This window comes from Pseudomonas sp. ASL8, from assembly GCF_056680355.1.
On the sequence record NZ_CM155278.1, the window covers coordinates 1,226,535 to 1,243,175 of the forward strand.

13 protein-coding genes are annotated in these 16,641 nt (G+C 60.5%); 8 read left to right on the top strand and 5 right to left on the bottom strand.

What is annotated here, in order from left to right; genetic code table 11:
* The first annotated feature begins 1 nt into the window (after window position 1).
* From AC1MEA_RS05475 to AC1MEA_RS05505, 7 genes are read left to right on the top strand one after another with little or no spacing between them, the layout of a single operon-like run.
* Window positions 2-1,234, top strand: coding sequence for an NAD(P)/FAD-dependent oxidoreductase (locus tag AC1MEA_RS05475; RefSeq protein ID WP_480918100.1), 1,233 nt, complete (start codon window positions 2-4; stop codon window positions 1,232-1,234).
* The gene (locus tag AC1MEA_RS05480) at window positions 1,231-1,980 is read left to right on the top strand and encodes a class I SAM-dependent methyltransferase (protein WP_480917057.1); all 750 of its coding nucleotides are present in this window, start codon (window positions 1,231-1,233) and stop codon (window positions 1,978-1,980) included. The genes AC1MEA_RS05475 and AC1MEA_RS05480 overlap by 4 nt, the downstream gene beginning before the upstream one ends.
* Window positions 1,977-2,465 carry a DUF3261 domain-containing protein gene (locus tag AC1MEA_RS05485; protein WP_480917058.1) on the top strand — a complete coding sequence of 163 codons (489 nt, stop codon included), beginning with the start codon at window positions 1,977-1,979 and terminating at the stop codon, window positions 2,463-2,465. Before AC1MEA_RS05480 ends, AC1MEA_RS05485 begins: the two co-directional genes overlap by 4 nt.
* A complete protein-coding gene (locus AC1MEA_RS05490; RefSeq protein ID WP_480917059.1) occupies window positions 2,462-3,658 on the top strand; it encodes a beta-ketoacyl-[acyl-carrier-protein] synthase family protein in 1,197 nt (398 codons plus the stop codon). Before AC1MEA_RS05485 ends, AC1MEA_RS05490 begins: the two co-directional genes overlap by 4 nt.
* Window positions 3,655-4,110 carry a hotdog family protein gene (locus AC1MEA_RS05495; protein WP_480917060.1) on the top strand — a complete coding sequence of 152 codons (456 nt, stop codon included), beginning with the start codon at window positions 3,655-3,657 and terminating at the stop codon, window positions 4,108-4,110. The genes AC1MEA_RS05490 and AC1MEA_RS05495 overlap by 4 nt, the downstream gene beginning before the upstream one ends.
* Window positions 4,107-4,835, top strand: a complete 729-nt coding sequence (gene fabG, locus AC1MEA_RS05500) for a 3-oxoacyl-ACP reductase FabG (RefSeq protein WP_480917061.1) — start codon at window positions 4,107-4,109, stop codon at window positions 4,833-4,835. The genes AC1MEA_RS05495 and fabG overlap by 4 nt, the downstream gene beginning before the upstream one ends.
* Entirely contained in the window at window positions 4,835-6,058 is a 1,224-nt protein-coding gene (locus AC1MEA_RS05505; RefSeq protein ID WP_219064495.1) for a beta-ketoacyl-ACP synthase, read from the top strand. The genes fabG and AC1MEA_RS05505 overlap by 1 nt, the downstream gene beginning before the upstream one ends.
* A gap of 625 nt (window positions 6,059-6,683) precedes the next feature.
* On the opposite strand, the gene AC1MEA_RS05510 is transcribed toward AC1MEA_RS05505, so the two are convergent.
* Window positions 6,684-7,580 carry a LysR family transcriptional regulator gene (locus AC1MEA_RS05510; RefSeq protein ID WP_480917062.1) on the bottom strand — a complete coding sequence of 299 codons (897 nt, stop codon included), beginning with the start codon at window positions 7,578-7,580 and terminating at the stop codon, window positions 6,684-6,686.
* Window positions 7,581-7,697: 117 nt separating this feature from the next.
* Between AC1MEA_RS05510 and AC1MEA_RS05515 the strand changes: the two genes are divergently transcribed.
* The gene (locus tag AC1MEA_RS05515) at window positions 7,698-8,975 is read left to right on the top strand and encodes an MFS transporter (RefSeq protein ID WP_480917063.1); all 1,278 of its coding nucleotides are present in this window, start codon (window positions 7,698-7,700) and stop codon (window positions 8,973-8,975) included.
* Window positions 8,976-8,981: 6 nt separating this feature from the next.
* On the opposite strand, the gene AC1MEA_RS05520 is transcribed toward AC1MEA_RS05515, so the two are convergent.
* The 4 genes from AC1MEA_RS05520 to gltB form a co-directional block, all read right to left on the bottom strand.
* Window positions 8,982-9,329, bottom strand: coding sequence for a NirD/YgiW/YdeI family stress tolerance protein (locus AC1MEA_RS05520; RefSeq protein ID WP_480917064.1), 348 nt, complete (start codon window positions 9,327-9,329; stop codon window positions 8,982-8,984).
* Window positions 9,330-9,491: 162 nt separating this feature from the next.
* The gene (hemE, locus tag AC1MEA_RS05525) at window positions 9,492-10,559 is read right to left on the bottom strand and encodes a uroporphyrinogen decarboxylase (protein WP_480917065.1); all 1,068 of its coding nucleotides are present in this window, start codon (window positions 10,557-10,559) and stop codon (window positions 9,492-9,494) included.
* A gap of 131 nt (window positions 10,560-10,690) precedes the next feature.
* Window positions 10,691-12,109, bottom strand: a complete 1,419-nt coding sequence (locus AC1MEA_RS05530; RefSeq protein WP_219063559.1) for an FAD-dependent oxidoreductase — start codon at window positions 12,107-12,109, stop codon at window positions 10,691-10,693.
* Window positions 12,110-12,141: 32 nt separating this feature from the next.
* Complete coding sequence (gene gltB / locus AC1MEA_RS05535) at window positions 12,142-16,587, bottom strand: glutamate synthase large subunit (RefSeq protein ID WP_480917066.1); 4,446 nt, start codon at window positions 16,585-16,587, stop codon at window positions 12,142-12,144.
* Window positions 16,588-16,641 lie beyond the last annotated feature (54 nt).

Below are 16,641 nucleotides of genomic sequence, written 5' to 3' on the forward strand. Positions count from 1 at the left end.
AATGGAACGACGCCAGGTCGTAGTAATTGGTGCCGGCCCCTCTGGCGCAATCGCGGCGGCACTGCTCAAGCGTCAGGGACACGACGTGCTGATCATTGAGCGCCAGCTTTTCCCACGCTTCTCCATTGGCGAAAGTTTGCTCTCGCACTGCCTGGATTTCGTCGAAGAAGCCGGCATGCTCGACGCCGTGGAGGCCGCTGGTTTTCAAGTAAAAAACGGCGCGGCCTTCGCCTGGGGCGAGCGTTACACCCATTTCGACTTTGGCGACACCTTCAGCAACGGCAAGCCGACCACGTTCCAGGTGCAACGCGCCACCTTCGATAAGTTGCTCGCCGATCAGGCTGGGCTGCAAGGCGTAGAAATCCGCTATCAGGAAGAAATCACTGCAGCCAATTTCGATGGCCCGCAACCCCAACTGCGCGCACGCCGCGAAGATGGCAGTGAGTACACCCTGGAAGCGGACTTCGTGCTGGATGCCAGCGGCTATGGCCGGGTACTGCCGAGACTGCTCGACCTGGAAGCACCGTCGAACTTTCCGATTCGCCAGGCGGTGTTTACCCACATCGAAGACCGCATTGATGACAAGCACTTCGACCGCGAGAAGATCCTCGTCAGCATTCACCCCACGCATCGCGACATCTGGTTCTGGCTGATCCCGTTCAGCGATGGCCGCTGCTCGTTGGGCGTGGTCGCCTCGGCCGAGCACTTTCAAGACAAACCAGAGGATCTGGAGGCCTGCCTGCGGGCGTTCATCGACGAAACACCCAGCCTCTCGGGCCTGCTGCAAAATGCTGTGTGGGATACCCCGGCGCGCACCATCAATGGTTATTCGGCCAACGTCAAAACCCTGCACGGCCCGGGCTTCGCTCTGCTGGGTAACGCGGCAGAGTTTCTCGATCCGGTGTTCTCTTCCGGCGTGACCATCGCCATGCGCTCGGCCAGCATGGCTGCCGGCCTGCTGCATCGTCAGTTGCAAGGCGAAACCGTCGATTGGCACGCCGAGTTCTCCGTGCCGCTCAAGCGCGGCGTCGACACGTTCCGTGCTTATGTCGAAGGCTGGTACGAAGGCACCTTCCAGGATGTGATCTTCCACTCCGACAGCCCACCGGAAATCCGCCGCATGATCAGTGCGATCCTCGCGGGTTATGCCTGGGATGAACGCAACCCTTTTGTCAGCGAAGCCAAGCGCCGCTTGCGGGTGATCTCTGAAGTCTGCGCGAGCGCAGCGCAATGAGCAGCGCCTACCTGAGCGACAGCTACGTCGAGGAAACCCGCTTTGGCTTATGGTTCCTGCGCAGCCACACGTGGCAGCACCACGTACTGCGCGTGGCGATCAATGATTTGCGTGGGCTCTTTGATCAAGGCGCGCCGGGCATCGCGCCACCGGCTGACGCCGTGCTCCTGGATGCTGGCTGTGGCCAGGGTAAATCCTTCCGGTACTTGCAGCAGGTGTTCGCCCCGGCGCGTTTACTGGGCGTGGATGCCGACCCGCAAAGCCTGTCCGTGAGCCGCGACGAAGCGGTGCGCCAAGGCATCAATGTCGAACTGATCGGCAGCGATTGCGCGCACTTGCAACTGCCGGACGCCAGCGTCGACCTGCTGTTCTGCCACCAGACTTTTCACCATCTGGTGGAGCAGGAACAGGCCCTCGCCGAGTTCTATCGGGTGCTGAAGCCGGGCGGTTATCTGCTGTTCGCCGAATCGACCAAGGCATACATCGATACCTGGGTGATCCGCTGGCTGTTCCGCCATCCGATGCAGGTGCAGAAGAGCGCCGGGCAATACCTCGACATGCTGCGCGGACAGGGCTTTGAGTTCGACCCTCACCATGTTTCGTACCCGTATTTGTGGTGGAGCCGTTCAAAGGATTTCGGCCTGCTGGAGCGCTTTGGACTGCGCCGCCCCGCGCCCTTCGGTCAGCGCGAAGAAACCCTGGTCAACGTCGTCGCACGCAAGCCCGTGCAAGGTAGCGCAGGATGATTCGTGGCCTGCTGCTGAGCGTTTGCCTTCTATTGCTGTGCGCCTGCGCCAGCCAGGCGCCCCTGCCCGAGACACTGCCGCACCTGCCGTTGCCGCTGCAATTGCACATCCAGCGCGAGCAGGCGGGCCAACGCCAGGATTGGTTGTTGGTGGTCCAGCAGGAAGAGGCCAGCTTGCGTTGGTCGCTGCTCGACCCGCTGGGCATCCCTCTCGCCCGCCAGCGCTTGAACAACGGCGCATGGCAGGCCGATGGTCTGTTGCCGCCCAATCCGGAAGCACGCGAGCTGTTCGCTGCGCTGCTGTTCGCCCTGACGCCGGCGCCTGAGTTACGCAGCCGCTATCCTGCGGCGCAATCCCAGGCCAGCCAACGCAACTTGGGCACGCGCTGGCGCGTCGATTACCGCCAACCGCAAGTCTTCAGTCTGCGGCTGGAGCAGGGCCTGAGCTACAACGTCAGCCCGTTGAATGACGAGACCACGCCATGACCGCCTACCTCAACGCGTTGGGGGTGATCTGCGCCCTGGGCAATGACAAAACCGAGGTCGCGCGCAGGCTGTTCGCGGGCGATGACTCCGGCATGGTCGAAGAGAACGACTGGGTTCCGGGTCGGCGCTTGCCGGTCGGCGCCGTACAGGGCGTATTACCGCAGACACCTCCCGAGTTGGGCCAGCAAAGCAGCCGCAACAATCAACTTCTGCTGGCCGCCGCCCTGCAAATCGAAGGCGATATCCAGCAGGCCATTGAACGCTATGGCCGCTCGCGTATCGGCGTGATTCTCGGCACCAGCACCTCGGGGATCGATGAAGCCAGCCGTGGCATTGCGACGTATCTGCGCGAGCAGCGATTCCCCAGCGATTATGACTATCAGCAACAGGAACTCAGCGCCCCGGCGAATTTCCTCGCGGCCTGGCTGCAACTCAGCGGCCCGGCCTACGTCATTTCCACCGCCTGCACCTCCAGCGCGCGGGCGCTGCTCAGTGCGCGGCGCTTGCTGGACATGGGGGTGTGCGACGCGGTGCTGTGCGGTGGCGTAGACACCCTGTGCCATCTGACGCTGAACGGGTTTTCTGCACTGGAAGCGGTGTCGGAACAGCGCTGCAATCCATTTTCGCGCAATCGCAACGGGATCAACATCGGCGAGGCAGCTGTCTTATACCTAATGACCCGCGAGGCCAGCGGTGCCACGCCGATTGCCCTGCTCGGTGCCGGAGCCAGCTCTGATGCCCACCATATTTCCGCACCGGAACCCAGTGGTCGCGGCGCGCGCCAAGCCATGCAAAAAGCGCTGAACAATGCCGGTCTGCGTGCAGAGCAGATCGACTACCTGAATTTGCACGGCACCGCCACGCAACACAATGACGCGATGGAAAGCTTCGCCGTGCAGGCGATCTTTCCAGATGGCGTGCCCTGTTCATCAACCAAACCCATGAGCGGCCACACCCTCGGCGCTGCCGGAGCGCTGGAAGCGGCGTTCTGCTGGCTGAGCCTGGCGTCGGAAAATACGCAACAGGCATTGCCGCCGCACCTCTGGGATGGCGAAGCCGATGCCCAACTGCCCGTCCTGAAATGGGTCGAGCCCGGCCAGCGCCTGCTGCACACCCGACCACGCCGACTGATGAGCAATTCCTTCGCCTTCGGTGGCAATAACGTCAGCCTGATTATCGGAGACGCCCCATGATCGATTGGCCGATTGCCGAACTGGTGCCCCACGCCGGAGACATGATCCTCATCGATCAGGTCCTGACGTTCGACGAAGAACAAATTCACACCCGCCTGAAAGTAAGGCCTGGCGGCTTGTTCAGCCTTGCCGATGGCAGCCTCCCGGCCTGGGTCGGAATAGAACTCATGGCCCAGAGCATTGCCGCCTACGCAGGTTGCAAGGCGCGCGTGCAGGGCCATAAGGTCCAACTCGGCTTTTTGTTGGGCACGCGCAAGTTCGAATGTAACGTCGAGCACTTCCCCGCAGGCACTGAACTGACCATCCACGCCCTGCGCTCACTGCAGGATGACAATGGCATGGGCGTTTTCGAATGCCACCTGACCGGTCCCGGCATCAAGGCCATGGCGCGGGTTAACGTGTATTGCCCACCCCTGCCCGCTGACTATCTCGCTGAAGGAGTTTCCGCATGACTGAATCAATACTGGTCACCGGCTCCAGCCGTGGCATCGGCCGTGCCATCGCCCTGCGTCTGGCCCAGGCCGGTTACGACCTGATCCTGCATTGTCGCAGCGGCCGTACTGAGGCCGAAGCGGTTCAGCGGGAAATCCAGGCCTTGGGCCGACAAGCGCGCATACTGCAATTCGACGTCGCCGACCGCGCTGCGTGCAAGGCGATTCTCGAAGCCGACGTGGAGACTCACGGCGCCTATTACGGCGTTGTCTGCAATGCTGGCCTGACCCGTGACGGCGCCTTTCCGGCGTTGACCGACGAAGACTGGGATCTGGTCATGCGCACCAACCTCGACGGTTTCTACAACGTCCTGCACCCGGTAATGATGCCGATGATCCGGCGTCGCGCCGCCGGGCGGATAGTGTGCATCACATCGGTTTCGGGCTTGATCGGCAATCGCGGGCAGGTCAATTACAGCGCCTCCAAGGCGGGTATCATTGGTGCTGCCAAAGCACTCGCCATCGAACTGGGCAAACGCAAGATCACCGTCAATTGCGTCGCCCCCGGCTTGATCGACACGGCAATGCTCGACGAAAATGTGCCCGTGGATGAGCTGATGAAAATGATCCCCGCGCAACGCATGGGCACCCCCGAAGAAGTCGCCGGTGCCGTGAATTTCCTGATGTCGGCCGAAGCGTCCTACATCACCCGTCAGGTTCTGGCGGTCAACGGAGGCCTGTGCTAATGAAGCGCGTAGTTGTTACCGGCATGGCCGGTATTACATCGCTGGGCAGTGACTGGACCAGTATCGAAGCCAACTTCAACGCCAACCGCAGCGGCATTCGGCGGATGGATGAGTGGGACCGTTTTACCGAACTCAACACCCGCCTCGCCGGCCCGATCGACGATTTCGCGGTGCCCGCGCACTGGACCCGCAAACAGTTGCGCAGCATGGGCCGCGTGTCACGGCTGGCCGTCGGCGCGGCTGAGCAGGCGTTGCTCGACGCGGGCCTGCTCAACGACCCGATCATTCGCGACGGGCGCATGGGCGTTTCCTGTGGCTCGTCCACCGGCAGCACCGATGAGATCAAAGCGTTCGGCAACATGCTGATCAACTCCGTCGCCGAAGGCCTGAACGCCAACTCCTATGTGCGGATGATGCCGCACACTACGGCGGCGAACATCAGCATCTTCTTCGGCCTGACCGGGCGTTTGATTCCGACCTCCAGCGCCTGCACCAGTGGCAGCCAGGGCATCGGTTATGCCTACGAATCGATCAAGTTCGGTCGCCTGCCGCTGATGCTGGCCGGTGGCGCTGAAGAGCTGTGCCCGACCGAAGCCATGGTCTTCGACGCGCTGTACGCCACCAGCCTGAAAAACGACGCCCCGCACACCAGCCCTCGCCCTTACGACAGCGACCGCGATGGCCTGGTGATCGGTGAAGGCGGCGGCATGCTGGTCCTCGAAGAACTGGAACACGCCTTGGCCCGGGGAGCGCACATCCACGCCGAGATCGTCGGCTTCGGCTGCAACGCCGATGGCGCGCACGCGACCCGTCCGGAGCAGGTCACCATGCGCCGCGCCATGGAACTGGCCCTGGAGGACGCCGACCTGAGTGCTGACGCCATCGGTTACGTCAATGGTCACGGCACTGCCACCGAACAAGGCGACATCGCCGAGACCCTGGCGACCCACAGCCTGTTCGGGGCGCGGATGCCCATCAGTTCGCAGAAAAGCTTTCTCGGCCACACCCTGGGCGCGTGCGGTGCGCTGGAGTCGTGGTTCTGCATCGAAATGATGAACCGCGACCGCTACATCCACACCCTCAACCTTGATACTGTCGATCCGCGTTGTGGCGAACTGGATTACTTGCGCGGGGAATCGCGGCACATGAGCAACCAATTCGTGATGAACAATAACTTCGCGTTTGGTGGCGTGAATACGTCGTTGATCTTCCGACGCTGGTAGAAGCCCCACAAATACCCTGTAGGAGGCCCGCCCCATTTTCGACACCGTGCTGTCGCGCAGCAAACTGGGTTGCGATTTGTGTGTCGTGATCAGTGGCGGTCTGCGATCGCCCCGGGGTCGCGTCCGACGGAACCGGTCGTTTTCTTGAGACCGCTGAAGGTCGTGCCGACCTTATCGCAGCCTTCGGCAGCTCCTACAGGACCCCGTTTGCTGCGCGACAGCGCGGCGTCAAAGACGCGGCGGGGCCTCCCACAAGATTTTTATCTGCCGTTGGGATTTCGAGTGAATTGACTGCCGAATTACGGCAAGGCCCCTTTTCCAGAAGGCCGAGTGGAGGTGTTGCGCAGGGGGTAACGAGGCAGGACGCCGAGTTAGCCGCACGGGGCCAGGGATGGCCCCTTGCGGCGACCCCCGGAGCAACGCCGGAGCGAGGGAAATCCGAGCCTAGGCGAGGATCCGCATGGAGGGGCAAGCCTTTTGGCGGGACCTTTTAGGCGTTTGTAAAAGGTCCCTCGCTGTAAGAGCGAAACCATAATTCCGGCAACCACACATGCCGGATATACACCCAAGATACAGCGCCAACTAATTGTTTTTAAAAGAAAAATAACCAGCCTGACAGGCGCGTCTACAGCGCTACCGCCTGCTTGGTCAACAACTCAACAAACGCCTTGGCCATCGGTGAATGCTGATCCCGACGCTGCACTAGCCAAACCGCCGTATTGGCCTCTGCATCGAGCAACGTTCGGTAGACCACGCCGTCGATGCGCATGCGCTGGTAAGACGCTGGCAACACCGTGACCCCCAACCCTGCTGCCACCAGCCCGATAATGGTCATCGCCTCACCCGCCTCTTGGGTGATCAGCGGGCTGAACCCTGCCTGGCGCGCCAAGTTGATCAGCTGTGCGTACAAACCGCTGCCGTATGAGCGCGGGAAGAACACAAAGGGTTCAGCCGCCAGCGCCGACAGCTGCAGGCCTTCTTCACTGCCCACCGCCAACGGATGATCGGCACGGATAATCGCCACCAGCGGTTCGCGGAACAACTCCACGGCGACCAACGATTCCGGCAAGGGCAAGGGACGCATGATGCCAACCTGCACCGACTCATCCACCAGTGCCTCAGCCACTTCCTTGCTGCTCATTTCCTGTAGCGCCAGGTGAACCGCCGGGAAAGCCTGACGGAACGCAAAAATCGCCTGCGGAATGCTTGAGTTGAAGGGCGCCGAGGAGGTGAAGCCGATTTTCAGCTCGCCTAACTGCCCCAACTGCGCACGCCGCGCCACGTCGGCAGCTTTATCGACCTGGGCCAGCACCAGACGGGCCTCGGCCAAAAACAGCCGACCGGCTTCACTCAGCTCGACTCGACGATTGGTGCGCTCGAACAACCGCGCGCCGATCTCCTGTTCAAGCGCCTGAATTTGCTGGCTCAACGGCGGCTGGGAGATGCCCAGTGCCTGCGCGGCCCGGCCGAAATGCAGCTCTTCGGCCACCGCGATGAAATACCGAAGATGTCGCAGTTCCATGGACTCACCATTAGGTCGTTTTAGATATCAAACAGGTCGAACAATATATTGGAAAGAATCGTTAGCGAGCTATATTCTTTTCACATTGCCCGACCCGCCGCCCCACCGAGGTCCATTGTGAAAACTGCTGCTGCCCCGCGCGCTAACGACATCGAGCCTTCGCCCGCCGGCGATGTCGCGAAGACGTTGAACGAGATCTACATCGAAAAAGGCACGCCGATGTTCATGCGCACGGTGCTGGCGTTGTTCTCCGGCGGCTTTGCAACCTTTGCCTTGCTGTACTGCGTGCAGCCGATGATGCCGGTCTTGTCCCATGAGTTTTCAATCAACGCAGCGCAAAGCAGCCTGATTCTTTCCGTGGCCACCGGCATGCTCGCGATTGGCTTGCTGATCACCGGGCCCATTTCGGATCGGCTTGGGCGTAAACCTGTGATGGTGACGGCGCTGTTTTGCGCGGCGCTGTTCACCATGATCAGTGCACTGATGCCGACCTGGGAAGGCATCCTGTTGACGCGCGCACTGGTCGGCCTGTCGCTCAGCGGCCTGGCAGCGGTCGCCATGACCTACCTCAGCGAAGAGATCCATCCGCAGCACATCGGCCTGGCCATGGGCCTGTACATCGGCGGCAATGCCATTGGTGGCATGAGCGGTCGCCTTATCACGGGGATCCTGGTCGATTTTGTCAGCTGGCATACCGCGATGCTGATCATCGGCGGCCTGGCGTTGATCGCCGCGGCGGTGTTCTGGAGGATTCTCCCCGAGTCGCGCAACTTCCGCCCACGCTCGCTGCACCCACGCAGCCTGCTCGACGGCTTCACCCTGCAGTTTCGCGATGCTGGCCTGCCGTGGCTGTTTCTCGAAGCCTTCCTGCTGATGGGCGCCTTCGTCACGTTGTTCAACTACATCGGTTATCGCTTGCTGGCTGAGCCTTACCACCTGAGCCAGTCGCTGGTTGGACTGTTCTCCGTGGTGTACCTGTCCGGTATCTACAGCTCGGCGAAAATCGGCGCACTGGCCGACAAGCTCGGGCGGCGCAAAGTCTTGTGGTCGGTGATTGTGCTGATGCTGGCGGGCGTCGCCCTGACCATGTTCACCCCGCTGCCAGTGGTGATCGTCGGCGTGCTGATGTTCACCTTCGGCTTCTTCGGCGCCCACTCGGTCGCCAGCAGTTGGATCGGCCGCCGCGCGCTCAAGGCCAAAGGCCAGGCGTCATCGCTCTATTTGTTTAGTTACTACGCGGGCTCCAGCGTGGCCGGTACCGCAGGTGGGATGTTCTGGCACTACGCTGGCTGGAATGGCATTGGCCTGTTCATCGGCGTATTGCTGCTGATCGCTCTGGCGGTTGCGTTGCGCCTGGCCCGGCTGGAGCCGTTGTCGAGCAGAGCCAATTCTTGACGCGCCTCAGTCCATCAGTTCAACACGATCGACATCAACCTCACGGCGCATAAATCCACGGTCGACTTCGCCGATAAGCCTGACCTGGGTTTTATCGTCGACGATCGGTGCGGGCCAGTCTTCATCATCGATTTCTACCTCAATCGTGCCTGTCGCGTCCCTGAATTCATAGGTTTCATGCTTGATACGTTTGACGATCTTTCCTTGCAGCACCACAGGCGTATCGTCAGCGGCTTTTTGCGCCTCTGCGGCGGTGTTGACCTGGCCGCTACCGCCGGGGCCGGCATAGCCAGCAGCCGATACCGCGGAGCAGAAAAGAGGGGCGAGAAGCAAGACAAGGTAACGGGGGTTCATGAAGGTGATCCGGTCTGTGTATGAATGACGGGATCAAGATAGCAAGCGAAGCTGAAGCCAGGATTAAAGTTAGGAGCCGGCAGAGGCCTGCCCCACAGAACGTCTCTCCGTGGAAACAGGCTTGCCTGCGAATAGCATGACGAGGCGTTATCGCAGCCTTGGCTACAGGTGATATTGCGCCGAGAACTCGTGCACAGCTTCCATGAAGACGCCAGCATTGACCGGGTCGACTTCAGGGGTAATGCCGTGACCGAGGTTGAAGACGTGTCCGGTGCCGCTGCCATAGCGGGCGAGGATGCGGGCGACTTCGGCGCGGATGGCTGTAGGGTTAGCGTAAAGCACAGTAGGGTCCATGTTGCCTTGCAACGCGACTTTGTTGCCGACGCGTCGACGTGCTTCTCCGATGTCGCAGGTCCAGTCCAGACCCAAGGCATCGGCACCGGCATCGGCGATACTTTCAAGCCACAGGCCGCCGCCTTTGGTGAACAGGATGACCGGCACTTTGCGCCCGTCGTGTTCACGGATCAGGCCGCTGACGATCTTGCGCATGTAGGCCAGGGAGAACTCCTGATACGCGGCGTCTGATAGGCTGCCACCCCAACTGTCGAAGATCTGCACCGCTTGCGCGCCCGCGAGAATCTGGCCGTTGAGGTACGAGGTCACCGACTGCGCCAGTTTATCCAGCAACAGGTGCATGGCTTGCGGGTTGTCGTAGAGCATGGCTTTGGACTTGCGGAAGTCTTTCGACGAGCCGCCTTCGACCATGTAGGTCGCGAGGGTCCAAGGGCTGCCGGAGAACCCGATCAACGGCACACGGCCGTTGAGTTCACGGCGGATGGTGCTGACCGCGTCCATCACATAACCCAGGTCTTTCTGCGGATCAGGAATCGGCAGGGCTTCGATATCGGCCAGGGTGGACACGGTTTTTTTGAAGCGCGGACCTTCCCCGGTTTCGAAGTACAGGCCCAGGCCCATGGCGTCGGGGATGGTCAGAATGTCGGAGAACAGAATCGCTGCGTCCAGTTGTGGATAGCGGTCCAGCGGTTGCAGGGTGACTTCGCACGCGAACTCCGGGTTCATGCACAAGCTCATGAAGTCACCGGCCTTGGCCCGACTGGCGCGGTATTCCGGCAGGTAGCGACCGGCCTGACGCATCATCCACACCGGGGTGACGTCGACGGGTTGCTTGAGCAGGGCACGAAGGAAACGGTCGTTCTTCAGGGCAGTCATGTCGGCATCCGGTTAAAAAGTGCGGGTATTTTCTCAGAGCGCAACGCAAAAGGCACGGCATGAGCCGTGCCTTTTATGTATCGAGGCGATTTGTCGCAGGAATCAGAGGCCGCTGCACCCAGTCAGGGTGATCACAGACCCAGGTAATCCAGGATCCCTTCGGCAGCATTTCGGCCTTCGAAGATCGCCGTCACCACCAAGTCAGATCCGCGAACCATATCGCCACCGGCGAAGATTTTCGGGTTGCTGGTCTGGTGCTTGAACTGCGCCTGTTCCGGAGCAATCACGCGGCCCTGGCTGTCAGTCTGGATGCTGAATTCCTCAAACCACAACGACGGGCTTGGACGGAAACCGAATGCGATGACCACGGCATCGGCCGGGATGATCTCTTCGGAGCCCGGGATTGGCTCGGGGCTGCGACGGCCACGGGCGTCTGGCTCGCCGAGACGAGTCTCGACCACCTTCACGCCTTCGACCTTGTCTTCGCCAACGATAGCGATTGGCTGACGGTTGTAGAGGAATTTCACCCCTTCTTCCTTGGCGTTCTTCACTTCTTTACGCGAGCCGGGCATGTTCGCTTCGTCGCGACGATAAGCACAGGTCACCGATTTGGCGCCCTGACGAATCGCGGTGCGGTTGCAGTCCATCGCGGTGTCACCACCGCCGAGCACCACAATCTTCTTGCCCTTCATGTCGACGAAATCTTCCGGCGCCTTTTCGAAGCCCAGATTGCGGTTGACGTTGGCGATCAGGTAATCCAGTGCATCGTGCACGCCTGGCAGGTCTTCACCGGCAAAGCCACCCTTCATATAGGTGTAGGTGCCCATGCCCATGAACACAGCATCGTATTCTTCAAGCAGTTGATCAATGGTGACGTCCTTGCCGACTTCGGTATTGAGACGGAACTCGATACCCATGCCGGTGAAGACTTCGCGGCGATTGCTCAGCACGCTTTTTTCCAGCTTGAACTCCGGGATGCCGAAGGTCAGCAAACCGCCGATTTCCGGGTTCTTGTCGAACACCACCGGGGTCACGCCACCGCGCACCAGCACGTCAGCACACCCAAGGCCCGCAGGCCCTGCGCCGATCACCGCGACACGTTTGCCGGTCGCTTTGACCTTGGACATGTCCGGACGCCAGCCCATGGCGAACGCGGTGTCAGTGATGTACTTCTCCACCGAACCGATGGTGACCGCACCAAAACCGTCGTTGAGGGTGCAGGCACCCTCACACAGACGATCCTGAGGGCACACCCGGCCACAGACTTCCGGCAGGGTGTTGGTCTGGTGTGACAGCTCTGCAGCCGCCAGGATATTGCCTTCGGCCACCAGCTTGAGCCAGTTGGGAATGAAGTTGTGCACCGGGCACTTCCATTCACAGTACGGGTTGCCGCAACCCAGGCAGCGGTGGGCCTGATCGGCCGACTGCTGGGGTTTGAACGGTTCGTAGATTTCTACGAACTCTTTCTTGCGTTGACGCAACAGTTTCTTCTTCGGATCTTTGCGCCCGACCTCGATGAACTGGAAGTCATTATTCAGACGTTCAGCCATGTTAAAACCTCATCAAACACTTCAGGCGCATATCACTGCGGGTTGGCACGGGTGCTGGAAAGCAACGATTTCAAGCTGGCAGCCTTAGGCTTGACCAACCAGAACCGACGCAGATAGTCATCGAGGTTTTCGGTGAGGTGACGACCCCACTCGCTATTGGTTTCCTCGACGTATTCGGCCAGCACGCGTTGCAGGTGGCTGCGATAAGCCTCCATCGTTTCGCCGCTGATCCGTTGGATTTCCACCAGTTCGTGGTTGACCTTGTCAACGAAGGTGTTGTCCTGGTCCAGCACGTAGGCGAAACCACCGGTCATACCGGAACCGAAGTTATAGCCCGTTTTACCCAGTACACAGACGAAACCGCCTGTCATGTATTCACAGCAGTGGTCGCCCGTGCCTTCAACGACGGTGTGGGCACCGGAGTTACGCACCGCAAACCGCTCGCCAGCGGTACCGGCCGCGAACAGTTTGCCGCCGGTTGCGCCGTACAGACAGGTGTTGCCGATGATGGCGCTGTCCTGAGTCTTGTACGCGCTGCCGACTGGCGGAACGATGACCAGCTTGCCGCCGGTCATGCCCTTGCCGACGTAGTCGTTGGCATCGCCTTCCAGGTACATGTTCAAGCCACCGACGTTCCACACGCCGAAGCTTTGCCCGGCCGTGCCTTTGAAACGGAACGTGATCGGCGCCTTGGCCATGCCCTGGTTGCCGTGCAGCTTGGCGACTTCACCGGAAATCCGCGCGCCGATGGACCGGTCGCAGTTGCAGATATCCATGGAGAAATCAGCGCCGCTGAGGCCAACGATTGCAGGCTTGGCCATCTCGACCATTTTCTCGGCCAGCAAGCCTTTATCGAACGGCGGGTTGCGTTCCACTTTGCAGAATTGAGGCTTGTCCGCCGGGATGTAATCGCTGCCCAACAACGGCGTCAGATCCAGGTTCTGCTGCTTGGCAGTTTCGCCTGGCAGGATTTCCAGCAGGTCAGTACGCCCGATCAGTTCTTCGAGGGTGCGCACGCCCAGCTTGGCCAGCCACTCGCGGGTCTCTTCGGCGACGAAGGTGAAGAAGTTCACCACCATGTCGACGGTGCCGATGTAGTGATCCTTGCGCAGCTTCTCGTTCTGCGTCGCCACGCCGGTGGCGCAGTTGTTCAGGTGGCAGATGCGCAGGTATTTGCAGCCCAGGGCGATCATTGGCGCGGTGCCGAAGCCGAAGCTTTCAGCGCCGAGGATGGCGGCCTTGATCACGTCCAGACCGGTTTTCAGACCCCCATCGGTCTGCACCCGGACTTTGCCGCGAAGGTCATTGCCGCGCAGGGTCTGGTGAGTTTCAGCCAGGCCGAGTTCCCACGGAGCGCCCGCGTATTTGATCGAGGTCAGCGGCGAAGCACCGGTACCACCGTCGTAACCGGAGATGGTGATCAGGTCGGCGTAAGCCTTGGCTACACCGGCCGCAATGGTGCCGACGCCCGCTTCCGCCACCAACTTGACCGAAACCAGCGCAGCCGGGTTGACCTGTTTCAGGTCAAAAATCAGCTGCGACAAATCTTCAATCGAGTAAATGTCGTGGTGCGGCGGTGGTGAAATCAACGTCACGCCAGGCACCGCATAACGCAGCTTGGCGATCAAGCCGTTGACCTTGCCACCGGGCAACTGCCCGCCTTCGCCGGGCTTGGCGCCCTGAGCGACTTTGATCTGCAGCACTTCGGCGTTGACCAGGTATTCAGCGGTAACGCCAAAACGGCCAGTCGCCACTTGCTTGATCTTCGAGCTTTTCACCGTGCCATAACGCACAGGGTCTTCGCCGCCTTCACCGGAGTTAGAGCGTGCGCCCAAGCGGTTCATCGCTTCGGCCAAGGCTTCGTGTGCCTCAGGCGACAGCGCGCCGAGGGAAATACCGGCGGAGTCAAAGCGCTTGAGAATTTTCTCCAGCGGTTCGATTTCTTCAATCGCCAACGGCTGATCGAGGGTCGTGACCTTGAGCAGGTCGCGAAGCATCGACACCGGACGGTTGTCGACTAACGCGGTGTATTCCTTGAACTTGCTGTAATCGCCTTGCTGCACGGCGGCTTGCAAGGTGCTGACAACGTCAGGGTTGTACGCGTGGTATTCACCGCCATACACAAACTTGAGCAGACCGCCCTGCTGGATCGGCTTGCGCGGGCTCCAGGCTTCGAGGGCCAGCAGCTTCTGTTCGGCTTCGAGGTCGACGAAACGCGCACCCTTGATCCGGCTTGGCACGCCACGGAAGCTCAGGTTGACGATTTCATCGGCCAGGCCGATGGCTTCGAACAACTGCGCACCACGGTAAGACGCGACGGTCGAAATGCCCATCTTCGACAGGATTTTCAGCAGCCCTTTGGAGATGCCTTTGCGGTAGAACTTGAACGCTTCGTCCAGGTCCGCAAGGACTTCGCCGGTGCGGATCAGGTCGGCCAGCACTTCATAAGCGAGGTACGGGTAGATCGCCGACGCACCGAAGCCCATCAACACTGCAAAGTGGTGCGGGTCACGAGCGGTGGCCGTTTCAACCAGGATGTTGCTGTCGCAACGCAGGCCACACGCGGTCAGACGGTGGTGCACGGCACCCACCGCCAGCGAGGCGTGAGCCGGCAACTTGCCTGGCGCGATGTTGCGGTCACTCAGCACCAGTTGGGTCTTGCCGGCACGCACGGCTTCTTCGGCCTGATCGGCGATGTTACGCACCGCGGCTTCGAGCCCGACGCTCTCGTCATAGTTGAGGTCGATGAAGTGACGTTCGAAACCTGGACGATCCAGGGTCATCAACGAGCGCCATTTCGCCGGAGAAATGACCGGCGTGCTGAGGATCACGCGTGAAGCGTGCTCAGCCGATTCCTGGAAGATGTTGCGTTCGGCACCCAGACAGATCTCGAGCGACATGACGATCGCTTCACGCAGCGGGTCGATCGGCGGGTTGGTCACCTGCGCGAACTGCTGACGGAAATAATCGTAAGGCGTACGTACACGCTGGGACAACACGGCCATTGGCGTGTCGTCACCCATCGAACCAACGGCTTCCTGGCCCTGTTCGGCCAACGGACGCAGCACCTGATCACGCTCTTCGAAGGTGACCTGGAACATTTTCATGTATTGCTTGAGCTGGTCGGTGTCGTAGCTGGCCACGCCTTGGTCGTCGACCAGCGTTGCCTGGATGCGCAAGGCGTTCTTGCGCAGCCACTGCTTGTACGGATGACGCGACTTCAAGCGGTTGTCGATGGCGTCGGTATCAAGGATCTGACCGGTCTCGGTGTCCACCGCGAAGATCTGCCCTGGGCCGACTCGACCCTTGGCGATAACGTCTTCAGGCTTGTAGTTCCAAACGCCAATCTCTGACGCCAGGGTGATGAAACCATTTTTGGTGGTGACCCAGCGCGCCGGGCGCAGACCGTTACGGTCGAGCAGGCAGACCGCATGGCGACCATCGGTCATGACCACGCCAGCCGGGCCGTCCCATGGTTCCATGTGCATGGAGTTGTATTCGTAGAACGCGCGCAGTTCGGCGTCCATGGTCTCGGCGTTCTGCCACGCTGGCGGAATAAGCATGCGCACGCCACGGAACAGGTCGATACCGCCGGTGACCATCAGCTCAAGCATGTTGTCCATGCTCGAGGAGTCGGAGCCTACGCTGTTGACCAGCGGGCCGAGCTCTTCCAGATCGGGGATCAACTCGTTGGCAAACTTGGTGCGACGGGCCTGCGCCCAGTTGCGGTTGCCAGTGATGGTGTTGATCTCGCCGTTGTGGGCAAGAAAACGGAACGGCTGAGCCAGCGGCCATTTCGGCAAGGTGTTGGTGGAGAAACGCTGGTGGAACACACAAATCGCGGTTTTCAGGCGTTCGTCGCTGAGGTCCGGATAGAAGGCCGTCAGGTCGGCCGGCATCATCAAGCCTTTGTAGATGATGGTCTTGTGCGAAAAACTGCAGATGTAGTGATCGCTGTCCGCCGCGTTGGACACCGACGAACGGCGACGGGAGCTGAACAGTTTAATCGCGAACTGCTGATCGCTCAGGCCTTCGCCACCGATGAACACCTGCTCGATTTGCGGCAGGCGTTCCAGGGCCAGGCGGCCGAGTACGCTGGTGTCGATCGGCACTTTGCGCCAACCGATCAGTTGCAGGCCCGCAGCCTGGATTTCGCGATTCATGTTCTCGCGCGCAGCTTCTGCCTTGGCGGTGTCCTGGTTGAAGAACACCATGCCGACGGCGTACTGCTTGGGCAGGTCGATGCCGAAGTGTTCGTTAGCCATTGCGCGCAGGAATGCATCCGGCTTCTGTATCAGCAGGCCACAGCCGTCGCCGGTCTTGCCGTCAGCGTTGATCCCACCACGGTGGGTCATGCAGGTCAGGGCTTCGATAGCCGTTTGCAACAGGTTATGACTGGGTTCGCCTTGCATGTGCGCAATCAGGCCGAAACCACAGTTATCCTTGAATTCATCTGGATGGTACAGACCTGCTTTCATAGACACTTTCTCACCAGGCTGCCTCTTGTCGAGGCAAATTTCTTTTCAATTCAA